The sequence below is a fragment of the Streptomyces sp. R-07 genome, assembly GCF_049913175.1.
Taxonomy (GTDB): domain Bacteria; phylum Actinomycetota; class Actinomycetes; order Streptomycetales; family Streptomycetaceae; genus Streptomyces.
This window is the reverse complement of the sequence record NZ_CP183978.1, coordinates 3036362-3056029: the sequence shown is the minus strand read 5'-3', so window position 1 is coordinate 3056029 and position 19668 is coordinate 3036362. Positions and strand designations below refer to the sequence as shown.

Below are 19668 nucleotides of genomic sequence, written 5' to 3'. Positions count from 1 at the left end.
ATTGGCATCGCGATGGGATCCGACTCCGACTGGTCCGTCATGGAGGCCGCCGCCCAGGCCCTGGACGAGTTCGAGATCCCCTACGAGGTGAACGTCCTCTCCGCCCACCGGATGCCGCGCGAGATGATCACGTACGGCGAGGAGGCCGCCGACCGCGGCCTGAAGGCGATCATCGCGGGCGCGGGCGGCGCCGCCCACCTCCCCGGCATGCTCGCCTCGGTCACCCCGCTGCCGGTCATCGGCGTGCCGGTGCCGCTGAAGTACCTCGACGGCATGGACTCGCTGCTCTCCATCGTGCAGATGCCGGCCGGCGTCCCCGTCGCCACGGTCTCCGTCGCCGGCGCCCGCAACGCGGGCCTCCTCGCGGCCCGGATCCTCGCCGCGCACGACACCGAGCTGCTCGGCCGGATGAAGGACTTCCAGCAGGAGCTCAACGACCAGGCCACGGAGAAGGGCAAGCGGCTGCGCGCCAAGGTCGAGGGCGCGGCGTCCTTCGGCTTCGCCAAGTGAGCGCGGCCGACCGTCTGGCGGAGGCCCGCGAGCTGCTCGCGGGCCACCCCGTCGTCGACGGACACAACGACCTCCCGTGGGCGCTCCGCGAGCACGTGCGCTACGACCTGGACCGGATGGACATCGGCGCGGACCAGACCGGCGCGCTCCACACCGACCTCGCCCGGCTCCGGGCCGGTGGCGTCGGCGCCCAGTTCTGGTCGGTGTACGTGCCCTGCCGCCTGGCCGGCGACGACGCGGTCAGCGCGACCCTGGAGCAGATCGACATCGTCGACCAGCTCCTCGACCGGTACGCCTCCGAGCTCGCCCCGGCCCTCACGGCGGACGACATGGAGACGGCCCGGAAGCAGGGCCGTATCGCCTCCCTCAAGGGCGCCGAGGGCGGCCACTCGATCAACAACTCCCTCGCCACCCTGCGCGCGCTGCACACCCTCGGCGTGCGCTACATGACGCTCACGCACAACGACAACAACGACTGGGCGGACTCGGCGACCGACGAGCCCGGCGTCGGTGGGCTCTCCGCCTTCGGCCGGCAGGTCGTCCGCGAGATGAACCGCTCCGGCATGCTCGTCGACCTCTCGCACGTCGCCGCGACGACGATGCGGGACGCCCTCGACGCCACGGCGGCGCCGGTGATCTTCTCGCACTCCTCGTCCCTCGCGGTCTGCGACCACCCGCGGAACATCCCGGACGACGTCCTGGAGCGGCTGCCCGCCAACGGCGGCGTCGCGATGGCGACCTTCGTGCCCAAGTTCATCCTTCCCGCGGCCGTCGAGTGGACCGCGCGGGCGGACGACAACCTGCGGGCGCACGGCTTCGACCACCTCGACACCACCGCCGAGGCGATGAAGCTGCACCGCGCCTTCGAGGAGGCCGACCCGCGCCCGATCGCCACCGCCGCGACGGTCGCCGACCACCTCGACCACATGCGCGAGGCCGCCGGCATCGACCACATCGGCATCGGCGGAGACTACGACGGCACCGCCTTCACCCCGGCCGGTCTCGACGACGTCGCCGGCTACCCGAACCTGATCGCGGAGCTCCTGCACCGCGGCTGGTCCCACCCGGACCTCGCCAAGCTGACCTGGTCCAACGCGGTCCGCGCCCTGCGGGACGCGGAGGCCGTCTCGCGTGACCTGAAGAGCCGTACGGCCCCTTCGAACGCCACGATCGACGCGCTCGACACGCCGTAGCGGTCCTCCCCCGGACGGCGCAGTCCGCCGAGCCCCCCGAGGGGGCCGGTGGCACGGTGGACGGTACTGCCCCGCTGCTCTCGGCGGGGCGGTACTGCATCGCCGAGTTCGGAGTAAGACCATGGCGGAACTGCTAGACGACCATCCCACCCTCTCCACCGTTCCTGCCGCCGCGGGCGAGCCCGCCGCCGCGGAGCCACCTCCGCCGCTCGACGAGACGGCCCGCGCCCGTGCCCTCCTGGCCGCGCAGCCCGTCACCGAGGGCCACACCGAACTCCCCGGGTCCCTCGACCCCGAGGACCTGCCGCCGACCCGCACCGCGGAGGCCGGCGCCCAGCTCTGGTCCCTGCACGTCGAGGCCGACGAGGGCGTCATCGGGACCCTGCGGCGGATCGACTCCGTCCGCGCCCTCGTCGCCGCCTGCCCCGAGGACCTGCGCCTCGCGCACACCACGTCCGAGCTGGCCGACGCCCGCAACTGCGGCCGCGTCGCCGCCCTGCTCGGCCCGGTCGGCTGGACGGCGCTCGGCGGCTCGGGCGCCACCCTGCGCGCGTACCACGCCCTGGGCGTACGGGCCGTGAACCTCACCCGCTTCGACCGCTTCGCCCGCGACGCGGTACGGGAGATGAACCGCATCGGCCTGGCCGTGGACCTCTCCGGCGCCGACCAGGACACGGTCCTCCGCGCCCTCGCGGTCACCCGCGCCCCGGCCCTGCTGACCAGGGCGGCCCCGGAGACCCTGCCGGACGACGTCCTGCGCCTCCTCGGCGAGAACGGCGCCGTCCTCATGGTCACGGTCACCGACGACCCGGCGGCCACCGCCGACGTCCTCGACCGGGTACGGGCGCAGGCGGGCGCGCACTGCACGGGCGTCTCCCACACCACCGACCCGGCCGCCGGCTACGTACCGCTCTTCGCGGAGCTGCTCCGCCGGGGCTGGACCGCCCAGGAACTCGTCGGCCTCTCCCACGCCAACGCCACCCGGGCGCTGCGCGAGACGGAGTTCCTGTCCCGGACGAACCGGATCCGGCCGGCCGCGGCCTGACCGCAGGTACGGAGAAGGGGCGCACCGCCCGGCGGTGCGCCCCTCGTTCCCCTGCTCAGGATCAGGCCGTCGGGCGGCCCATCGCCCGGTAGGTCCAGCCGGCCGCCCGCCAGCGCTCCCCGTCGAGGGCGTTGCGGCCGTCCAGGATCACCCGCGAGGAGGCGACCGAGGCCAGCTCGGCCGGGTCGAGCTCACGGAACTCGCGCCACTCGGTCAGGTGAAGCACCACGTCCGCCCCGCGCACGGCCTCCAGGGCCGAGGAGGCGTAGCCGAGGGTCGGGAAGACGCGACGCGCGTTCTCCATGCCCTTCGGGTCGTAGACGGTCACCTGGCCGCCCTGGAGGTGTATCTGGCCGGCCACGTTCAGCGCGGGGGAGTCGCGGACGTCGTCCGAGTCCGGCTTGAAGGTGGCGCCGAGGACGGCCACCCGGCGGCCCAGGAAGGTGGACCCGCCGAGGGCCTCGCGGGCCATCTCCACCATCTGGCCGCGCCGCCGCATGTTGATCGAGTCGATCTCACGCAGGAAGGTCAGGGCCTGGTCGGCGCCCAGCTCGCCCGCGCGGGCCATGAAGGCCCGGATGTCCTTGGGGAGGCAGCCGCCGCCGAAGCCGATGCCGGCGCGCAGGAACTTGGCGCCGATCCGGTCGTCGTGGCCGATGGCCTCGGCGAGCTTGACGACGTCGCCGCCGGCGGCCTCGCAGACCTCCGCCATCGCGTTGATGAAGGAGATCTTCGTCGCGAGGAAGGAGTTGGCGGACGTCTTCACCAGCTCGGCCGTCGGGAAGTCGGTCACCACGAACGGCGAGCCCTCGCCGACGGGGACCGCGTACACCTCGCGGAGCGTCTTCTCGGCGGGCCCGCCGGCGTCGCGCACGCCGACCACGATCCGGTCCGGGCGCAGGGTGTCCTGGACGGCGAAGCCCTCCCGCAGGAACTCCGGGTTCCATGCGAGGTCGACGCCCTCGGGGAGGAGCGCCGCGAGGCGCTCGGCCGAGCCGACCGGCACGGTCGACTTGCCGACGACCAGGGCCCCTTCGCGGACGACCCCGGCGAGGGAGCCGAAGGCGGCGTCCACGTAGCTCATGTCGCAGGCGTACTCGCCGTGCTTCTGCGGGGTGTTCACGCAGACGAAGTGCACGTCGCCGAAGGCGCCGACCTCCTCCCAGGAGGTGGTGAAGCGCAGCCGGCCGCTCGATCCCTCGATGCCGGCCACGTGCTTCGCGAGCAGCTCCTCCAGGCCGGGTTCGTACATCGGGACGCGTCCGGCGGACAGCATCTCGATCTTCTCGGGGACCACGTCCAGGCCGAGCACCTCGAAGCCCAGCTCCGCCATGGCCGCGGCGTGGGTGGCGCCGAGGTAGCCGGTGCCGATCACGGTGATCTTGAGGGCCATGCGGGACTCCAGGGAAACGTCGGGCGGAATGCCTGCCCGAGCATAGTCGTGCCCTGGCCCGGGGCCCGGTCACGCCCTACCCTTTGTGTTACTTAACGGTAGTTAGCAAGCGTGGGAGTGAGTGAACGTGGCGGGTTCGACTGATTTCGACCTGTATCGGCCCTCCGAGGAGCACGACATGCTCCGGGAGTCGGTGCGTGCCCTCGCGGAGGCGAAGATCGTGCCGTTCGCGGCGGCGGTGGACGAGGAGGGCCGGTTCCCGCAGGAGGCCCTGGACGCGCTGGTCGCCAACGACCTGCACGCCGTGCACGTCCCCGAGACCTACGGCGGCGCCGGCGCGGACGCGCTCGCGACGGTGATCGTGATCGAGGAGGTCGCGCGCGCGTGCGGCTCCTCCTCGCTGATCCCGGCGGTCAACAAGCTGGGCTCGCTGCCGGTGATCCTGTCCGGCTCGGAGGAGCTCAAGCACAAGTACCTCGGCCCGCTCGCCAAGGGCGACGCGATGTTCTCCTACGCGCTGTCCGAGCCCGACGCGGGCTCCGACGCGGCCGGCATGAAGACCCGCGCGGTGCGCGACGGCGACTTCTGGGTCCTCAACGGCGTCAAGCGGTGGATCACCAACGCCGGCGTCTCGGAGTACTACACCGTGATGGCCGTCACCGACCCCGACAAGCGCTCCAAGGGCATCTCCGCGTTCGTGGTGGAGAAGTCCGACGAGGGCGTGTCCTTCGGCGCCCCGGAGAAGAAGCTCGGCATCAAGGGCTCCCCGACCCGCGAGGTCTACCTCGACAACGTCCGCATCCCCGCCGACCGCATGATCGGCGCCGAGGGCACCGGCTTCGCCACCGCCATGAAGACCCTCGACCACACCCGCATCACCATCGCCGCCCAGGCCATCGGCATCGCCCAGGGCGCCCTCGACTACGCCAAGGGCTACGTCAAGGAGCGCAAGCAGTTCGGCAAGCCCATCGCCGACTTCCAGGGCGTGCAGTTCATGCTCGCCGACATGGCCATGAAGCTCGAGGCCGCCCGCCAGCTCACCTACGCCGCCGCCGCCAAGAGCGAGCGCGTGTCCGCCGGAGGTGACAAGGAAGACCTCACCTTCTTCGGCGCCGCGGCCAAGTGCTTCGCCTCCGACGTCGCCATGGAGGTCACCACCGACGCCGTCCAGCTCCTCGGCGGCTACGGCTACACCCGCGACTACCCCGTCGAGCGCATGATGCGCGACGCCAAGATCACCCAGATCTACGAAGGCACCAACCAGGTCCAGCGCATCGTCATGGCCCGCAACCTCCCGTAGGCACGGCGAAGGGGCGCCCTCCTGCCGGAGGGCGCCCCTTTCCGTATCCGGTCAGCGGTCCGAGGTCACCGTGACCGGCTCGTCGTTCTTGATCTGCTCGACGAGCTGCTTCACCTTCGGCATGTCCCACTTGAAGGAGTTCTGCGGCGCGGAGCCCGCGAGCGGCATGTTCATGGACTTGCCGTCACCGCTGTTGATGCCCTTCATCGCGAAGAACATCTTCCCGAGGTCGTACAGCGACATGTCCTTGTCCACGATCAGCGTGTCCAGACCGGCGCCCAGCGTCGGGTACAGCGTGAACGGGTTGAGGATCGTGCCCGGCGTCGCCGCCTGGTTCGCGAGGGCGGCGAGGAACTTCTGCTGGTTCTTCGTCCGCTGGAAGTCCGACTGGGCGAAGGCGTACCGGGTCCGGACGAAGGCCAGGGCCTGCTCGCCGTTGAGGGTCTGCTCGCCCGCTTGGAAGTCGGCGCCGGACTTCTTGTCCTTGAAGCCCTTCTCGATGTTCAGGTCGACGCCGCCGAGCGCGTCCACGATGTTCGCGAAGCCGGCGAAGCCGATCTCCGCGTAGTGGTCGATGTGCAGGTTGGTGTTGAACTCGATGGTCCGCACGAGCAGCTCGGGGCCGTCCATCGCGTAGGCCGCGTTCAGCTTGGAGCCGCCGCGGGCCGGGTACGCCTTGCCCGACTCGGAGCCGACGAAGTTCGGGATCGTCACCCAGGAGTCACGGGGCAGCGAGACCATCGTGTTCCCGCTGGAGCAGGCCGCGAGGATCATCATCGAGTCGGTCCGCTTGCCCTCGGCGGAGCCGGTGTGGAGCTTCTTCTTCTCCTCGGCGGACATGCCCTCACGGCTGTCGGAACCGACGATCAGATACGTCGTGCAGTCCCCCTCCTCCGGCCGCTCGATGACCTTGGAGAGGTCGACCTCGTTGCGCATCTTCGAGCTGGCCCAGGCGTAGGTGCCGACGCCCCAGCCGAGGACGGCGACGACCAGCACGATCGAGCCGACCTTGATGCGCTTGCGCCAGTCCGGCGCGGGACGGCCGGGCCCCTGCGGGGAGTACTGCGGGGGAACGGTGCCGCGGCCGCCGCCCTGGGCGCCGCCGCCCTGCGCTCCGCCGTAGACCTGGCCCGTGTTGTAGCCGGAGTCGAACCCGTCGTTCCGCGCCTGCGTGTAGTTCGGGTTGTAGCCCTGGCCCTGGTCGTAGCGGGGCTGCTGCTGCGGGCGCTGCACATGGCTCATCCGGCGGGGTCCCTCGGGCTGGGAGTTCGCGTTGCCGCGGCCGTATCCGCCGTCTTCGGGCCAGTCATTCATACGGACCAGTGTGCCGGGCAGGCCTTTCCGGGCGACAGTCCGGGTAGAAGATCGGACCGGTGCTGTTGCCAAGCTGATGCAAAGCGGACCCGACGGGGACGGAGACAGGACCCGGCATAAGGTGGAGGACATGACAGATCAGGGCGACATCGCGGGCGGAATTCCGGGCAAGCCGACCTCGGCGTCCCGCACCACCCTCAGCCACATCATGACGAGCCACGACACCAACCTCCTCGGGACGGTGCACGGCGGTGTGATCATGAAGCTGGTGGACGACGCGGCGGGCGCCGTCGCGGGCCGGCACTCGGGCGGCCCGGCGGTCACGGCCTCGATGGACGAGATGGTCTTCCTGGAGCCGGTACGCGTCGGGGACCTGCTGCACGTGAAGGCCCAGGTCAACTGGACCGGCCGGTCCTCCATGGAGGTCGGCGTACGGGTCATGGCCGAGCGCTGGAACGAGTCCACGCCCGCCACCCAGGTCGGCTCCGCGTACCTCGTCTTCGCGGCCGTCGACGCGGAGGGCAAGCCGCGCCGCGTCCCCCAGGTCCACCCGGAGACGGAACAGGACAAGCGCCGCAACCAGGAAGCCCAGATCCGCCGCACCCACCGCCTGGCCCGCCGCCAGGCCATCAAGGAGCTCCGGGAACGCCGAGCGGCCGAGGGCTACGAGGACTGACCCCCCCGTTGTGGGCACGCGTTCCTCCCCCAGACTTCGTCCGGGAGGTGTCCCCAGGGCGGAACGGGTAGGCGCAACAGACGGCGCCCTTGCCGGCGCCAGAGGCTTCCGAGTCTGACCCCGCACCCGATGTCCGCCACGCCGGGTGGTGCGGGTCCAGGCGCGGCGCCCTAAACGGCGCCTCCGCGTTCCACGACCGCCCACACGGGCGCGGGGGCAGCGGTCACGGACACACCACCTGGTCCCCGGTGACCGCCTCGAACGGCGCCCCGGAAGCCTCCGCCCGCACCCCCCGCACTCCCTTGTAGTCCCCGCCCACAGTCACCCGCAGCGTCGCCCCCCGCCCCGCGACCGCCCGCAGCTCCGACCCCGGCAGGGCCGCCGCCAAGGACTTGGCGGACCGGTCCCACCGCGGGTCGTACTCCACGACGGTGCGCCCCCGCTCCTTCCCGGCCCCGGTCATCGGCGTGCGGGTGGTGTCGAAGCCGGTCGCGCGCAGCGCGTCGTCCACCTTGCGGCCGAGACCGTCGGTCCGGGTCCCGTTGTAGACCTGGACGCGGACCGTCCGTGGCGGCACGTCGACGACGACCGCCTTCGGCGAGCCGGCCTTCGCGGAGGCCGCCGCCTTCTGAGGGGCGAGCGGCTGATCGTCCCGTACGGCCTGGAACAGCTTCTGGGCCTTGGCCGCGTCCCACTTCACCGTGGAGCCGATGCCCTTCACGGGGAAGCTCATGTCCCCGATCGGCACGGACACGAACTCCGAGGACGCCGGGGTGAAGCCGCGCATCGCCTTGGCGAGGGCCAGCAGCTGATCCGTACCGAAGTCCTCGTCGGCCCGTACGGAGCTCAGCATCGTCGTGGCCACCTCACGGAACCGCACCGGGTTGAGCAGCACCCCGCCGTCCGTCGTCCGCTCGATCAGCGCCGCCAGGAACCTCTGCTGCCGCTGCATCCGGCCGATGTCGGCGGCCCCGTCGATGTGCCGGGAGCGCACGTACTGCAGGGCCTGCCCGCCGTCCAGCTCATGGGTGCCGGGGGACAGGTCGAGCCCGGTGTACGAGTCCTTCAGGGACCGCGTCGTACAGATCTGCACCCCGCCGACCGCGTCCACGGTCCGCATGAAGCTGGTGAAGTCGACCTCCAGGTAGTGGTCGATCTTCACGCCGGTCATCGACTCGACGGTCCGCACGGTCAGCGAGGGCCCGCCCTCGGCGTAGGCCGCGTTCAGCTTCACCGGATGGGCCCGGTGCTTCCTGCCGCTGTTCAGGTCGGTGTGCTCGGGCATCTCGGCGTACGAGTCACGGGGGAGGCTGACGACGCTGGCCCGCTCCCGGTCCTCGGAGATGTGGACGAGCATGACGGTGTCGGTGCAGTGACAGGGCGCACCGCCGAGCCGGTACTTCTGCTTCTCCTCGGCGGTGATCCGGTCCCGCCCGTCGGTGCCGACGACGAGGACGTTCATCCCGTGCCCGGCCTGCGGCCGGTTCTTCATGTCCTTGAAGGGGTCGACCCGGGTGATCCCGGTGTCGAGGCCCGTGACCACGGCGTGCCCGATCCCGCCCGCCGCGAGGACCGTCACGGACAGCGCCGTCGCCATCCGCATCCCCCACCGGGGGCGCCTCCGCCGCCGGCGGACCGTTGCGCGGCGGGCGGCGGGCCGGGGACGAGGCGTGCGGGGCGGTGTGGGCACGGACGGACACCTCCGCGGGTGTGACAGGGGAACCGTGAGCACGGTAGGCCCATACGATCAGCGCAAGGGCGCACCACACCTTCGGCGCGCACCGGTGTCCCCCATTCGCGGTAACGTGGCGGGCAATGAACGCCACGCCCCCCGTCTCCGTGATCATGCCGGTCCTCAACGAGGAACGGCACCTGCGCACCTCGGTTCGTCACATCCTGGAGCAGGAGTACGACGGCGAGATGGAGGTGGTGATCGCCCTCGGCCCGTCCACGGACCGCACGGACGAGATCGCCGCCGAACTCGTCCGCGAAACTGCCTCGGACAAGCGCCGCGTCCAGACGGTGCCGAACCCCACCGGCCGCACCCCCGCCGCCCTCAACGCGGCGATCCAGGCCTCCCGGCACCCGATCGTGGTCCGTGTCGACGGCCACGGGATGCTCTCCCCGAACTACATCGCCACCGCGGTCCGGCTCCTGGAGGAGACCGGCGCGCAGAACGTCGGCGGCATCATGCACGCCGAGGGCGAGAACGCCTGGGAGGACGCGGTCGCGGCCGCGATGACCTCGAAGATCGGCGTGGGCAACGCCGCCTTCCACACGGGCGGCGAGGCGGGCCCGGCGGAGACGGTCTACCTGGGCGTCTTCCGCCGCGAGGCGCTCGAACAGCAGGGCGGCTACAACGTGGAGTTCATCCGCGCCCAGGACTGGGAGCTGAACTTCCGGATCCGCGAGGCCGGCGGCCTGATCTGGTTCTCGCCCGAGCTCCGCGTCCAGTACCGCCCGCGGCCCTCGGTGAAGGCCCTCGCGAAGCAGTACAAGGACTACGGCCGCTGGCGCCACGTGGTGGCCCGCTACCACCAGGGCTCCATCAACCTCCGCTACCTGGCCCCGCCGACCGCCGTCGTCGCGATCGCCGCGGGCCTGGTCGTGGGCGCCGTCCTCACCCCCCTCGGCTTCGTGATCCCGGCGGGCTACCTGGCGGCGATCACGGCGGGCTCGCTCCCGGCGGGCAAGGGCCTGTCCTTGAAGGCCCGCCTGCAGATCCCGGTGGCGCTCGCGACGATGCACATGTCCTGGGGCTACGGCTTCCTCACCAGCCCCCGCGCCCTCGCGAAGAAGGTCATCGCGAGCCGCCGCCCGGCGGTGAAGACGGGCGAGACCGAGACGGTCTGACCCTACGTACGAGTGACGGCCGGGCCCCCGGAAAGGGGCCCGGCCGTCGCTCTCACAGCGGGGAGCGGGTCAGCTCTTCCCGTCCCACTTGTAGGGGTCGTAGATGTACATGCAGCCCTTGTCGTCGCCCCGGAGGACCTCCGCGCCGTCCGGGATGTCACCGGCCTTGCTGGCCGGCTTCTTGTAGACCGTTCCTTCGCGCCAGTCGGCGCCGACGACGAGCGTGAGGCCCTCGGCCTTCGCGTCGGCCCGGACGGCCGAGTCGGGCAGCCCGAGCGCCTTGGCCACGGACATCGCGTTCGCCTTGCCCTGGTCGCCGTCCGCCTTGGGGTAGGTGACCACGGTGTCCGGGCGGTTTCCGCCCTCCTTGGAGGACTCGGCCTGCGTGAAGCCCTTGCCCTGGAGGATCTCGGTGACCGTGCGGGCGCGGCCCTCGGCGGCGGGCTCCTCGTCACTTCCGGTGCCGTTGACGACCGTCACGGCGAGCGAACCGGGCGCCTCGGCGGTGGCCTTCGGCTTCGCGGAGGCGGTCGGCTTCGGCTTCGCGTCGGCCGGGTTGCCGTTCTTGTCGAAGGCGACGTCGTCGCGGAGCATCGCGAACATCTTCTCGGCCGACGACTTGACGAGGACGTTCTTGTTGCGGTCCTGCGACCACTCGGCCGTCGGGATGTTCGCCGTGGTGAGGCGGTCCAGCTTCACGTTCTTGAGCTGCATCGACAGATCGAAGAGCCCCTTGACCGACTTGATCTCGTCCGAGACCTGGAGCGCCTGGGTGGCGGTCTCCGCCAGGCCCATCAGACGGCCGGTGTCGGTCCAGGCGTTCTGCTTCTGGAGCTTCGCGACCATGCCGTTCATGTACATGTGCTGGGCCTTGGCGCGGTTCTGGTCGCTGCCGAAGGCGTGCCGGGTGCGCAGCCACTGGAGCGCCTGCACGCCCTTGACCTCGTGCGTTCCCTCGGGCAGCCGCAGGTGGGAGCCACCGGGCTGCAGCCTGGTCGGGTGGTCGTCGACGCCGGACTTCACACAGACCGGGACGCCGCCGACCTCGTCGGCCATGGCCACCACACCGGCGAAGTCGACCATGATCCAGTGGTCGATGTAGACCTTGGTGAGGTTCTCCCAGGTGGTGAGGGTGCAGCCGGGGCCGCCGCGCTGGAGCGACTCGTTGATGGGCCGGGTGTCGGTGGCGGGATAGGGGGGCTTGCCGTCCTCGCCCTTGCACTCCGGGATGTGGACGACCGTGTCGCGCGGGATCGAGACGACCGAGGCGTTCTTACGGTCCGCCGAGACGTGCAGCAGCATCTGCACGTCGGCGAGCGGCGGGCGGTTCTTGTCGTCCCGGCCGCCGCCGAGGGCGATGTTCTTCTCGTCGCTCCGGTCGTCGGAGCCGATGAGCAGGATGTTCAGCGGGGTGTCCCCCAGGGCGTTCGGTGCGGCCTTCTTGACGCCGCTGTCGCCGCCTGCGCGGCTGCCACCGCGGATGTTGCCGTTGAGGTGCTCGTAGTACAGGTATCCGGCGCCGGCCGTGCCAAGTATCAGCAGCGACAGCGTGATCGCCGTCCAGCGCAGCACCTTGCGCTTGCCGGTCTTCTTCGCGCGGCGGCGCGCGGCGGCGCGGCCGGCCGCGCCCGTGCCGCCGGTACCGCCACCACGGCGGCGCGCGGCGCGGCCCGACGCGGGCGCGTCGGTGTCCGCCTCCACCTCGGGAGCGTCGTCCTTCGCGCCGGTCGCTTCCCCGGCGCCGTACAGGTCGTCGTCCCAGCCCAGTTCCCGGGCGCGCGGAACGCGTTTCCGCGTTCCCTCCCCACGCACGTTGCTCTGTCCCACCCCATGTCCCCTCGTGAGTCAGAAGCGCGTCAAGTCCCGGTGTTTCCGGGCTACTTGGCGCACACCTGCTTGTCAGCTTCCACCTTCACCAGATCCTTCGGCGCCTTTGCCGGTCCGGTGATGGGCACCCCCGCGCCCTTGAAGTCGGCGCCGAGGACGAGCGTCATCGGCTCGCGCTCCCCGGCGTCCTGAGTGCCCGGCTTGAGAGCCGTGGCCGGCAGACCCATCATGTCCGCGAGCTTGCGGGCCTGATCGGCCTGGTTCGGTGCGTACGTGAGCGTGGTCTTCGCCGCCTGCTCGGGGGCGTTGCTCTTGTTGGTGGAACGGTTCACGCCCTGGTCGTTCTGCAGCCAGTTGATGGTCGACTGGGCCGCGCCCGTGATGCCGCTGCCGTTGTAGACGTCGACGCGCACCTCGGCCGCGGTGGACCGCGTGCCCTTGAGGAGCGCGGCCTGGGCGTTCTTCGCGTCCTGCTGCTTCTTCTTCACCTCGGTGAGCGAGGTGTCGGACTGGAGCATCGCGAACAGCTGCGGCGCCTTGACCGGATCGGGGACGACGGTGGCCCTGATCTTCTCGGCGGGGTTGTCGATGACCGGAAGCGTCGTGAACGCGATGTTCTTGGTGTCGATCGAGGACAGCTCGCGGGCCAGGTCCTGGAGCTTGGTGAGCGAGCCTATGCCGGAGTCGACGGTGAGGGCGTTCGTCGCCGCGTCGGCGAGGTCGTACAGCTTGCCCGGGTCCGTGAGCGTCGAGTCCGACTTCATCTGGCGGATCATCGAACTCAGGAACTGCTGCTGGACCTTGATGCGGTCCAGGTCGCTCTCGTTGCCGAAGCTGTGCCGGGTGCGGACGAAGGCGAGGGCCTGCTCGCCCTTGATGACCGACTCGCCGGCGGGGAGCTTCAGGTGCGACTTCGGGTCGTTGACGGCCTTCTCGACGCAGACCTTCACGCCGCCGACGGCGGTCGTCATCTCCTTGACGGCGTTGAAGTCGGCCATCATGAAGTGGTCGACCTGCACGCCGGTGAGTTCCTCGACCGTACGCATGACACAGCCGGGGTCGCGGCCGTCCTGGCCGAGGCTCACGTTGAAGCGGACGTCGGTCTCACCGGGGATCGTCTTGATCGACTTGTCGGGCTGGCGCGACTCGCACTCGGGGATGTCGGTCTTCATGTCGCGCGGGATGGAGAGCGCCGTGGCGTTCGTCCGGTCCTTGGAGACGTGGAAGAGGATCGTGGTGTCGGCGTGGCCGGGGCTGTTCTTGTCGCCGTAGCCCGCGTTGCCCTCACCGGTCCGCTTGTCGGTGCCGATCAGCAGGACGTTGAACGCCTGGCCCTTGGCGAAACCGGCGTCGGTGTTCTTGCCGACGACGTCGACGACGTCGAGGTTGCCGTTGAGCTTGTTGTAGAGGGCGTACGCCCCCGCGGCGCCGCCCACGAGGACGAACGCCATCGTGCCGCCGGTCCACAGCAGGACCTTCTTCTTGCGGCTCGCGCCCTGCTTGCGCTTGCGGCGGCTCTGCGACGGCACCTGGCCGCCGGTGTCCTCGGGGGCGCGGCGGCGGCGCTGGCCGGGGACGGGTGCCTCGACGGGGCTGTCGGCCGGTGCGGGGGCGGTGGTTCTACGGGGTCGGGCGGCCGGGGCCTGCTGCCGCGACTGCCCAGCGGAGCGGTCCAGTCGCAGTTCGTAGTTGCCGGTCCGCGGGTTGAGGACCCACTGGTCGGCGGGGTCGATCTCGTCCGCCCGTCCACGGCTGTGCGCGTCCACGGTTACTCGAGTCCTCCGTCGGTGCCACGCGGGGCGCCTCCCCCACAGGGCGCCGCTCTCTCGGTCGTTCGATCCTTGGTGGGTGCGACCACGCGGTCGGGGTGCACCGGATCGCGTCACACTATCCGCCCAGTTCAGCGTGGGGCGACGTCCGTGACAAATTCCACGCACCTTACAACCGGGCAATTTGCTCAAACCTCATCCCTCCCCGCGCTCCCCTTGGTTCGCGCTTTACTCACACACCCCTTCCGCCGCGTTCCGCCCCGTGAAGGTCGGCGTCGCGGACGGCGGAGGCGTGCCGGTGTCGTCGGGCTTCCCGTCCGTGCCCGGCCGTCCGTCCTTCTTCTCGCTGTCGGGCGTCACCAGGACGGGCTTGTCCTCGCGCAGTTGCCTGAAGAGCTCACTCGCCGCCGGTTGCACCAGTTCGTCCCGGTTGGCGTCGTATCGGTAGGACCGGCGCGGGACCGTGAGGAACTGCACCTTCTCGGTCGGGATGGCCCGCATGGCCCGTGCCAGGTCGTACAGGTCCCGCAGCGAGTCGAGACCGGGGTCCGTGGTGATCGCCTTCGTGGCCGCGTCCAGGACCGGGTAGAGCTTGGTCGGGTTGAGCAGCACCCCGTCGCTCTGCACCTTGTTGACGAGGGCGCCGAGGAACTGCTGCTGGCGGTCCATGCGTTCCGTGTCGCTGCCGTTCCCGATCGACTTGCGGGCGCGTACGAAGCCGAGGGCCTGCTCCCCGTGCAGCGTCTGGCGGCCCGCGGGCAGCTTCAGCTTCGCGTCCGGGTCGTTCACGGGCTCCTTGAGGCAGACCTCCACCCCGTCCACGGCGTCCACCATCTTCTTGAAGCCCCGGAAGTCGATCACCATGTGGTGGTCGACCCGGATCCCGGTCAGCTTCTCGACGGTACGGATCGTGCACGCCGTGCCGCCGAACTCGAAGGCCCAGTTGAACTGCGCGAACTGCTCCCGGGTGCGGGTCCCGTCCGGCTTGTGGCAGCTCGGGATCGTCACCATCAGGTCGCGGGGGAGGGAGACGGCCGTCGCGCTCGACTTCCCCGCCGAGAGGTGCAGCAGGATCGTCGTGTCGGAGCGCTGGGTGCCCTGGTCCTTGCCGTACTTGCGGTTGCCCTCGCCGGCCCGGGTGTCCGAGCCGATGAGCAGGATGTTCCGGGCGGCCGAGGTGCCCGCCGGAGGGCGTTCCTTCTCGTACTTCTCCAGCTCGGCGGCGGCGGTGGTGTCGGTGGTGATGTTGTCGTCGAGCTTGCGGTAGAACCACCAGCCGACCCCGGCGGCGGCCAGCACGACGACCGCGACACCGAGGGCCGTCCAGCGCAGCCAGTGGTGCCTGCGCGGCTCCTCCGGAGCACCGGGCGCCGCGTCCTCCGCTGCCGGGGGATCCGGTTCGGCGGGCGTGCCTGCACGGTCCGTCACGTCTGGGTCCGTCCTTCATGGCGTCGGCGGCGCGCCGGGCGTCCACCGGTCACAGGAGGAGACGGCGGAACCCGGCACATGGTTGTGCGGAAGGAGGCGACTCCCCCCGGCCGATCATGTACCGGACTCGCCGCGCGGACCCGGGTACGCGGCGCGGTGCTAGCCCGAATGGGGCGCTAACCGGGGTGGGGGGCTGGTGCCGGAGGGTGTCGACCGGGCGCTCGGCCGGCGTGGAGAGCCCCGGTGCCGGCGCGCCGGCGGACGGGTGTGCTCGTCGGGCGGGAACCCGGGCGCCCCTGAGGGCCGTCCGGGTCCGCCCGTGAGGGCTCAGAGTGCCGAGTGCGTCACGCGCTCGCTCTCCACGCGCTTCTCCAGGGACTCGGGCGCCAGCTCGTGCAGGTTGCGGCACAGGACCACGGAGCCGCCGGCCGCGAGGGGCGCGTACAGGCCCGCGGAGAGGCCCTGCCAGTCCCCGTAGCCGAGTCCGGAGAGGAGTCGCGAGCCGGGGGCGAGGCCGAGCGACGCCGCGTCCGCCCGGGCCTGCTCGACGAGCTGGGCGCCGCTGCGTTCCGTACGGTCCTGGTGGTGGACCGGCGCCCAGGTGGGTGGGGGCTGGTGCCGGGGGTGTCGGAGTGGCGCTGGGCCGGTGTGGGTGGATGCGTGCCGGTGCTGGGACGGATCCTTGTCCGCCCGTGAGGGCTCAGAGTGCCGAGTGCGTCACGCGCTCGCTCTCCACGCGCTTCTCCAGGGACTCGGGCGCCAGCTCGTGCAGGTTGCGGCACAGGACCACGGAGCCGCCGGCCGCGAGGGGCGCGTACAGGCCCGCCGAGAGGCCCTGCCAGTCCCCGTAGCCGAGTCCGGAGAGGAGTCGCGAGCCGGGGGCGAGGCCGAGCGACGCCGCGTCCGCCCGGGCCTGCTCGACGAGCTGGGCGCCGCTGCGTTCCGTACCGTCGACGACGAGCGCCGGAGCCTCCGGATCGACAGGTACGAACGGGGCGAACCGGTCGCCCTGGCTCGGCACCTCGACCGCGTAGTCCGCGTACCCGGCGGGCGCGGCCGGGAAGCGGCGGCCCAGCGGGGCCAGCGAGAGGGCGATCCGCTCACCGGAGCAGGCGAGGCCCGCGTCGAGGGTGTCGGGGCCCGCCACCACCAGGTCGGCGTCCGAGGGGTCGCCGCCGATCTCCGCGGTCACACCGACGGACGAGCAGGCGAGCAGCCAGACGGCGCTCTGCCAGTGCGCGGGCAGCAGCAGGGCGAGGCGGTCGCCGGGCGCGGCGGACAGCTCGCCCTGGAGCAGGTTCGCCGTCTTGGCCACCCAATTGGCGAAGGTGGCGACGGACAATTCCACGCGCTCACCGGTGGCGTCGTCGTAGAAGGTGACCAAGGGGCGGGCGGGGTCCGCGGCGAGCGCGGATCGCAGCAGGTCGGCGGGGGTGCGGTCGCTGGCGTTCACGCCGGACAGCGTACGCGGGCGGGTGCGCGGGGGTCCGCCGTACCGGTGACGCCGTCCTCCGGTCGGACCGACGGCCCGTCAGTTTCCGGGCGGGTTCCCGGCGCGCGGAACGGCCCGGCGATACGCACGATCGGCCCATGCGTGCCTCACTCGCCTCCTCGATCGCCATCACCTGCGCGGCGGTGCTCGCCCTGCCGGTCTCCCTCGCCGCGCCCGCGGCGGCCGCGGTGCCCTCGGCGCTCGGACTGCCACCGGCGGCCACCGCACTGCCACCCGCGCCCGAACTGCCTGGCTCCACCCAGTCGCTCCCGCTCGTCCCCCTGGGCGCCGCCACGCGGTCCCTGGGCGGCGGGGCGACCGGATCCGGCGAGCAGGGGCTCACCCGACGCGACGTCAGGCCCTTCTCGCTCGTCGGCGTCGTCTGGGACGACCCGGCGGCCCCGCTGCACGGCACCGTGCAGGTCCGCACCCGGCCCACCGGCGGCGGCGCCTGGTCGCCGTGGCAGGACGTGGAGACCCACAACGAGGAGCACGGGGCCGACCCCGACACCGCCGAGGGCTCCGCCCGGGCGCTCCGCGGCTCCACCGCCCCGCTGTGGGTGGGCGACTCGGACGGCGTCGAGATCCGCGTACGGGGCGAGGAAGCCCTCCCCGCGGGCCTGCGGCTCGAACTCGTGGACCCGGGCGAGGACCCGGCGGCCGCGCCGGAGGAGGGTGCGCAGCAGGAGGGCGCTCCGCGGGACGGCGCCCCCGCCACCCGCAGTGCGATGGTCCCGGCCGCCCCGGCCGCCCCGGCCGGCCTGAGCGCGGCGGAGGCGGCGGCGAGCGGGGTGAACGCCCAGCTCGCCCCGTACGGCGCGACGTGGATCCCGGCCCTCTCGAAGGAGGAGACCGAACTCACGGTCCGGAACATGCCGCAGGAGGCGGCGGCGCCGCAGCGGCAGGCGGGCCAGGCGGCACACGCGGCCGTCGCTGCGCAGCCGTACATCGGCCCCCGCCCCAAGATCATCACCCGCAAGGGCTGGGGCGCGGACGAGCGGCTCCGCGAGAAGGGCTTCGTCTACACGAAGACCATCAAGGCGGCCTTCGTCCACCACAGCGCCACCGGCAACAACTACACCTGCCGCCAGGCCCCCTCCGTCCTGCGCAGTATCTACCGCTACCACGTCAAGAGCAGTGGATGGCGAGACTTCGGCTACAACTTCGCCGTCGACAAGTGCGGAAACATCTACGAAGGCCGGGCCGGCGGCGTCGCCAAGCCGGTCATGGGTGCGCACACCCTGGGCTTCAACACCAACAGCATGGGCATCGCCGTCCTCGGCACCTTCAGCAAGAGCAACCCGCCGGCCGCCGCCGTGACCGCCGTCGCGCGCCTGACGGCCTGGAAGCTCGGGCTGTACGGGGTGAATCCGAAGGGAACGTCGTACCTGATCTCGGGCGGCGGAAACCTGTACAAGAAGGGGCGGAAGGTGCGGTTCAACGCCATCGCCGGACACCGCGACGGCTTCGCGACGGAGTGCCCCGGCGTACGCCTGTACGGCAAGCTCGGCACCGCCCGCGCGAGCTCGGCGAAGTACCAGGGAAGGCGCTGATGGGGGCATGGAGGCAACCATCTGCATAAACTGACCGGTCATATCGCACGGACGAACGAGACGGGCGAGCCGGCCGGCCCCGAAACAGGAAGCAGAGACGACAAGGTGACAGAAGCGATCCTCCTGGTCGGTGGCAAGGGCACACGGCTGCGACCCCTCACGGTCAACACGCCCAAGCCCATGGTCCCGGCGGCGGGCGTCCCCTTCCTGACCCATCAGCTGGCCCGTGCCCGCGCCGCCGGCGTCGAGCACATCGTGCTCGCCACCTCCTACCTGGCCGAGGTCTTCGAGCCGCACTTCGGGGACGGCTCCGCCCTCGGCCTGAGCCTGGAGTACGTCACCGAGGAGGAGCCCCTCGGCACCGGCGGCGCGATACGCAACGTCGCCTCCCGGCTGCACTCGGGTCCCGACGAGCCCGTCCTCATCTTCAACGGGGACATCCTCACGGGCCTGGACATCCAGGCCCTCGTCGCGACCCACTCCTCCTCCGGCGCGGACGTCTCGCTCCACCTCACCCGCGTCGAGGACCCGCGCGCCTTCGGCCTCGTCCCCACGGACGCGACCGGGCGGGTCACGGCCTTCCTGGAGAAGCCGCAGACGCCCGAGGAGATCGTCACCGACCAGATCAACGCGGGCGCGTACGTCTTCAAGCGCTCGGTCATCGACTCGATCCCCACGGGCCGACCGGTCTCGGTCGAGCGCGAGACGTTCCCGGAGCTCCTGTCCTCCGGAGCGCACCTCCAGGGCATGGTCGACTCCACGTACTGGCTGGACCTCGGCACCCCGCAGGCCTTCGTCCGCGGCTCCGCCGACCTGGTCCTCGGCCGCGCACCCTCCCCGGCCGTCCCGGGCCGCTGCGGCGACCGCCTGGTCCTGCCGACGGCACGCGTCGCCCCGGACGCCAAGCTGACCGGCGGCACGGTGGTGGGCGCGGACGCGGTGGTGGGCGAAGGCGCCCGCGTCACCGGCTCCACGCTCCTCGCGGGCGCGATCGTCGAACCGGGCGCGGTGATCACGGACTCCCTGATCGGCGCGGGAGCCCGCATCGGCGCCCGTACGGTGGTCAGCGGGGCGGTCATCGGGGACGGGGCGCAGGTGGGCCCGGACAACGAACTCCGCGAGGGCATCCGCATCTGGTGCAACACCACCCTCCCAGCCGGAGCAGTCCGCTTCTCCTCGGACCAGTAACGACCCCCACCGCCCGCGGGCGCCCACCCGCCGCGCCGGCACCCGTTGCGGGCCGCCGCGGCCCTGAGCCGGCACGCCCCGCGCCCCCCGTTGTGGGCGCGCCCGCCCGCCGCGCCGGCACCCGTTG

The 19668-nt window shown here is 71.7% G+C and carries 15 protein-coding genes and 1 pseudogene; 8 read left to right on the top strand and 8 right to left on the bottom strand.

All coding sequences use genetic code 11. The features are described from left to right. The first annotated feature begins 12 nt into the window (after window positions 1-12). From purE to ACN9M0_RS13715, 3 genes are all read left to right on the top strand, one after another. Window positions 13-510, top strand: a complete 498-nt coding sequence (gene purE / locus ACN9M0_RS13725) for a 5-(carboxyamino)imidazole ribonucleotide mutase (protein WP_366037947.1) — start codon at window positions 13-15, stop codon at window positions 508-510. Next, complete coding sequence (locus ACN9M0_RS13720) at window positions 507-1703, top strand: dipeptidase (protein WP_366037822.1); 1197 nt, start codon at window positions 507-509, stop codon at window positions 1701-1703. The genes purE and ACN9M0_RS13720 overlap by 4 nt, the downstream gene beginning before the upstream one ends. Before the next feature lie 121 nt (window positions 1704-1824). Then, a complete protein-coding gene (locus tag ACN9M0_RS13715; protein WP_366037821.1) occupies window positions 1825-2748 on the top strand; it encodes a membrane dipeptidase in 924 nt (307 codons plus the stop codon). A gap of 61 nt (window positions 2749-2809) precedes the next feature. On the opposite strand, the gene ACN9M0_RS13710 is transcribed toward ACN9M0_RS13715, so the two are convergent. After that, the gene (locus ACN9M0_RS13710) at window positions 2810-4141 is read right to left on the bottom strand and encodes a UDP-glucose dehydrogenase family protein (RefSeq protein ID WP_366037820.1); all 1332 of its coding nucleotides are present in this window, start codon (window positions 4139-4141) and stop codon (window positions 2810-2812) included. A gap of 127 nt (window positions 4142-4268) precedes the next feature. Between ACN9M0_RS13710 and ACN9M0_RS13705 the strand changes: the two genes are divergently transcribed. Continuing rightward, window positions 4269-5441 carry an acyl-CoA dehydrogenase family protein gene (locus ACN9M0_RS13705; protein WP_426403664.1) on the top strand — a complete coding sequence of 391 codons (1173 nt, stop codon included), beginning with the start codon at window positions 4269-4271 and terminating at the stop codon, window positions 5439-5441. A gap of 51 nt (window positions 5442-5492) precedes the next feature. On the opposite strand, the gene ACN9M0_RS13700 is transcribed toward ACN9M0_RS13705, so the two are convergent. Then, window positions 5493-6755, bottom strand: a complete 1263-nt coding sequence (locus tag ACN9M0_RS13700) for an LCP family protein (RefSeq protein ID WP_399702040.1) — start codon at window positions 6753-6755, stop codon at window positions 5493-5495. A gap of 130 nt (window positions 6756-6885) precedes the next feature. Between ACN9M0_RS13700 and ACN9M0_RS13695 the strand changes: the two genes are divergently transcribed. Continuing rightward, window positions 6886-7431 carry an acyl-CoA thioesterase gene (locus ACN9M0_RS13695; protein ID WP_366042658.1) on the top strand — a complete coding sequence of 182 codons (546 nt, stop codon included), beginning with the start codon at window positions 6886-6888 and terminating at the stop codon, window positions 7429-7431. Between the two features lie 223 nt (window positions 7432-7654). Here ACN9M0_RS13695 and ACN9M0_RS13690 read toward each other — a convergent pair whose 3' ends face one another. Beyond that, on the bottom strand, window positions 7655-9034 hold the full coding sequence (locus ACN9M0_RS13690; RefSeq protein WP_366042659.1) for an LCP family protein: 1380 nt from the start codon (window positions 9032-9034) through the stop codon (window positions 7655-7657). A 212-nt stretch (window positions 9035-9246) separates the two neighbouring features. Here ACN9M0_RS13690 and ACN9M0_RS13685 point away from each other — a divergent pair, with 212 nt between their 5' ends. Then, window positions 9247-10284: a glycosyltransferase family 2 protein gene (locus ACN9M0_RS13685; RefSeq protein ID WP_366042660.1), complete on the top strand. Its 1038-nt coding sequence runs from the start codon at window positions 9247-9249 to the stop codon at window positions 10282-10284. Window positions 10285-10353: 69 nt separating this feature from the next. Here ACN9M0_RS13685 and ACN9M0_RS13680 read toward each other — a convergent pair whose 3' ends face one another. From ACN9M0_RS13680 to ACN9M0_RS13660, 5 genes and pseudogenes are all read right to left on the bottom strand, one after another. Further along, complete coding sequence (locus ACN9M0_RS13680; RefSeq protein ID WP_366042661.1) at window positions 10354-12111, bottom strand: LCP family protein; 1758 nt, start codon at window positions 12109-12111, stop codon at window positions 10354-10356. A gap of 50 nt (window positions 12112-12161) precedes the next feature. Then, window positions 12162-13877, bottom strand: a complete 1716-nt coding sequence (locus ACN9M0_RS13675) for an LCP family protein (RefSeq protein ID WP_366042662.1) — start codon at window positions 13875-13877, stop codon at window positions 12162-12164. Between the two features lie 231 nt (window positions 13878-14108). Next, window positions 14109-15308, bottom strand: a complete 1200-nt coding sequence (locus ACN9M0_RS13670; RefSeq protein WP_366042663.1) for an LCP family protein — start codon at window positions 15306-15308, stop codon at window positions 14109-14111. 327 nt (window positions 15309-15635) lie between these two features. Further along, a pseudogene (locus ACN9M0_RS13665) lies at window positions 15636-15887 on the bottom strand (TIGR03089 family protein); the annotation flags it as partial. A 121-nt stretch (window positions 15888-16008) separates the two neighbouring features. Then, on the bottom strand, window positions 16009-16761 hold the full coding sequence (locus ACN9M0_RS13660; protein WP_366042664.1) for a TIGR03089 family protein: 753 nt from the start codon (window positions 16759-16761) through the stop codon (window positions 16009-16011). A gap of 137 nt (window positions 16762-16898) precedes the next feature. Between ACN9M0_RS13660 and ACN9M0_RS13655 the strand changes: the two genes are divergently transcribed. Together ACN9M0_RS13655 and ACN9M0_RS13650 are read left to right on the top strand one after the other, a co-directional pair. Then, a complete protein-coding gene (locus tag ACN9M0_RS13655) occupies window positions 16899-18353 on the top strand; it encodes a peptidoglycan recognition protein family protein (protein ID WP_426403663.1) in 1455 nt (484 codons plus the stop codon). Window positions 18354-18458: 105 nt separating this feature from the next. Beyond that, window positions 18459-19541, top strand: a complete 1083-nt coding sequence (locus tag ACN9M0_RS13650; protein ID WP_366042666.1) for an NDP-sugar synthase — start codon at window positions 18459-18461, stop codon at window positions 19539-19541. The last annotated feature ends 127 nt before the right edge of the window (window positions 19542-19668 follow it).

Bases quoted from the DNA above. Each gene is read 5' to 3' on its own strand.
- purE (WP_366037947.1), top strand. From the start codon at position 13: ATGGGATCCGACTCCGACTGGTCCGTCATGGAGGCCGCCGCCCAGGCC.
- ACN9M0_RS13715 (WP_366037821.1), top strand. From the start codon at position 1,825: ATGGCGGAACTGCTAGACGACCATCCCACCCTCTCCACCGTTCCTGCC.
- ACN9M0_RS13710 (WP_366037820.1), bottom strand. From the start codon at position 4,141: ATGGCCCTCAAGATCACCGTGATCGGCACCGGCTACCTCGGCGCCACC.
- ACN9M0_RS13700 (WP_399702040.1), bottom strand. From the start codon at position 6,755: ATGAATGACTGGCCCGAAGACGGCGGATACGGCCGCGGCAACGCGAAC.
- ACN9M0_RS13695 (WP_366042658.1), top strand. From the start codon at position 6,886: ATGACAGATCAGGGCGACATCGCGGGCGGAATTCCGGGCAAGCCGACC.
- ACN9M0_RS13690 (WP_366042659.1), bottom strand. From the start codon at position 9,034: ATGCGGATGGCGACGGCGCTGTCCGTGACGGTCCTCGCGGCGGGCGGG.
- ACN9M0_RS13685 (WP_366042660.1), top strand. From the start codon at position 9,247: ATGAACGCCACGCCCCCCGTCTCCGTGATCATGCCGGTCCTCAACGAG.
- ACN9M0_RS13655 (WP_426403663.1), top strand. From the start codon at position 16,899: ATGCGTGCCTCACTCGCCTCCTCGATCGCCATCACCTGCGCGGCGGTG.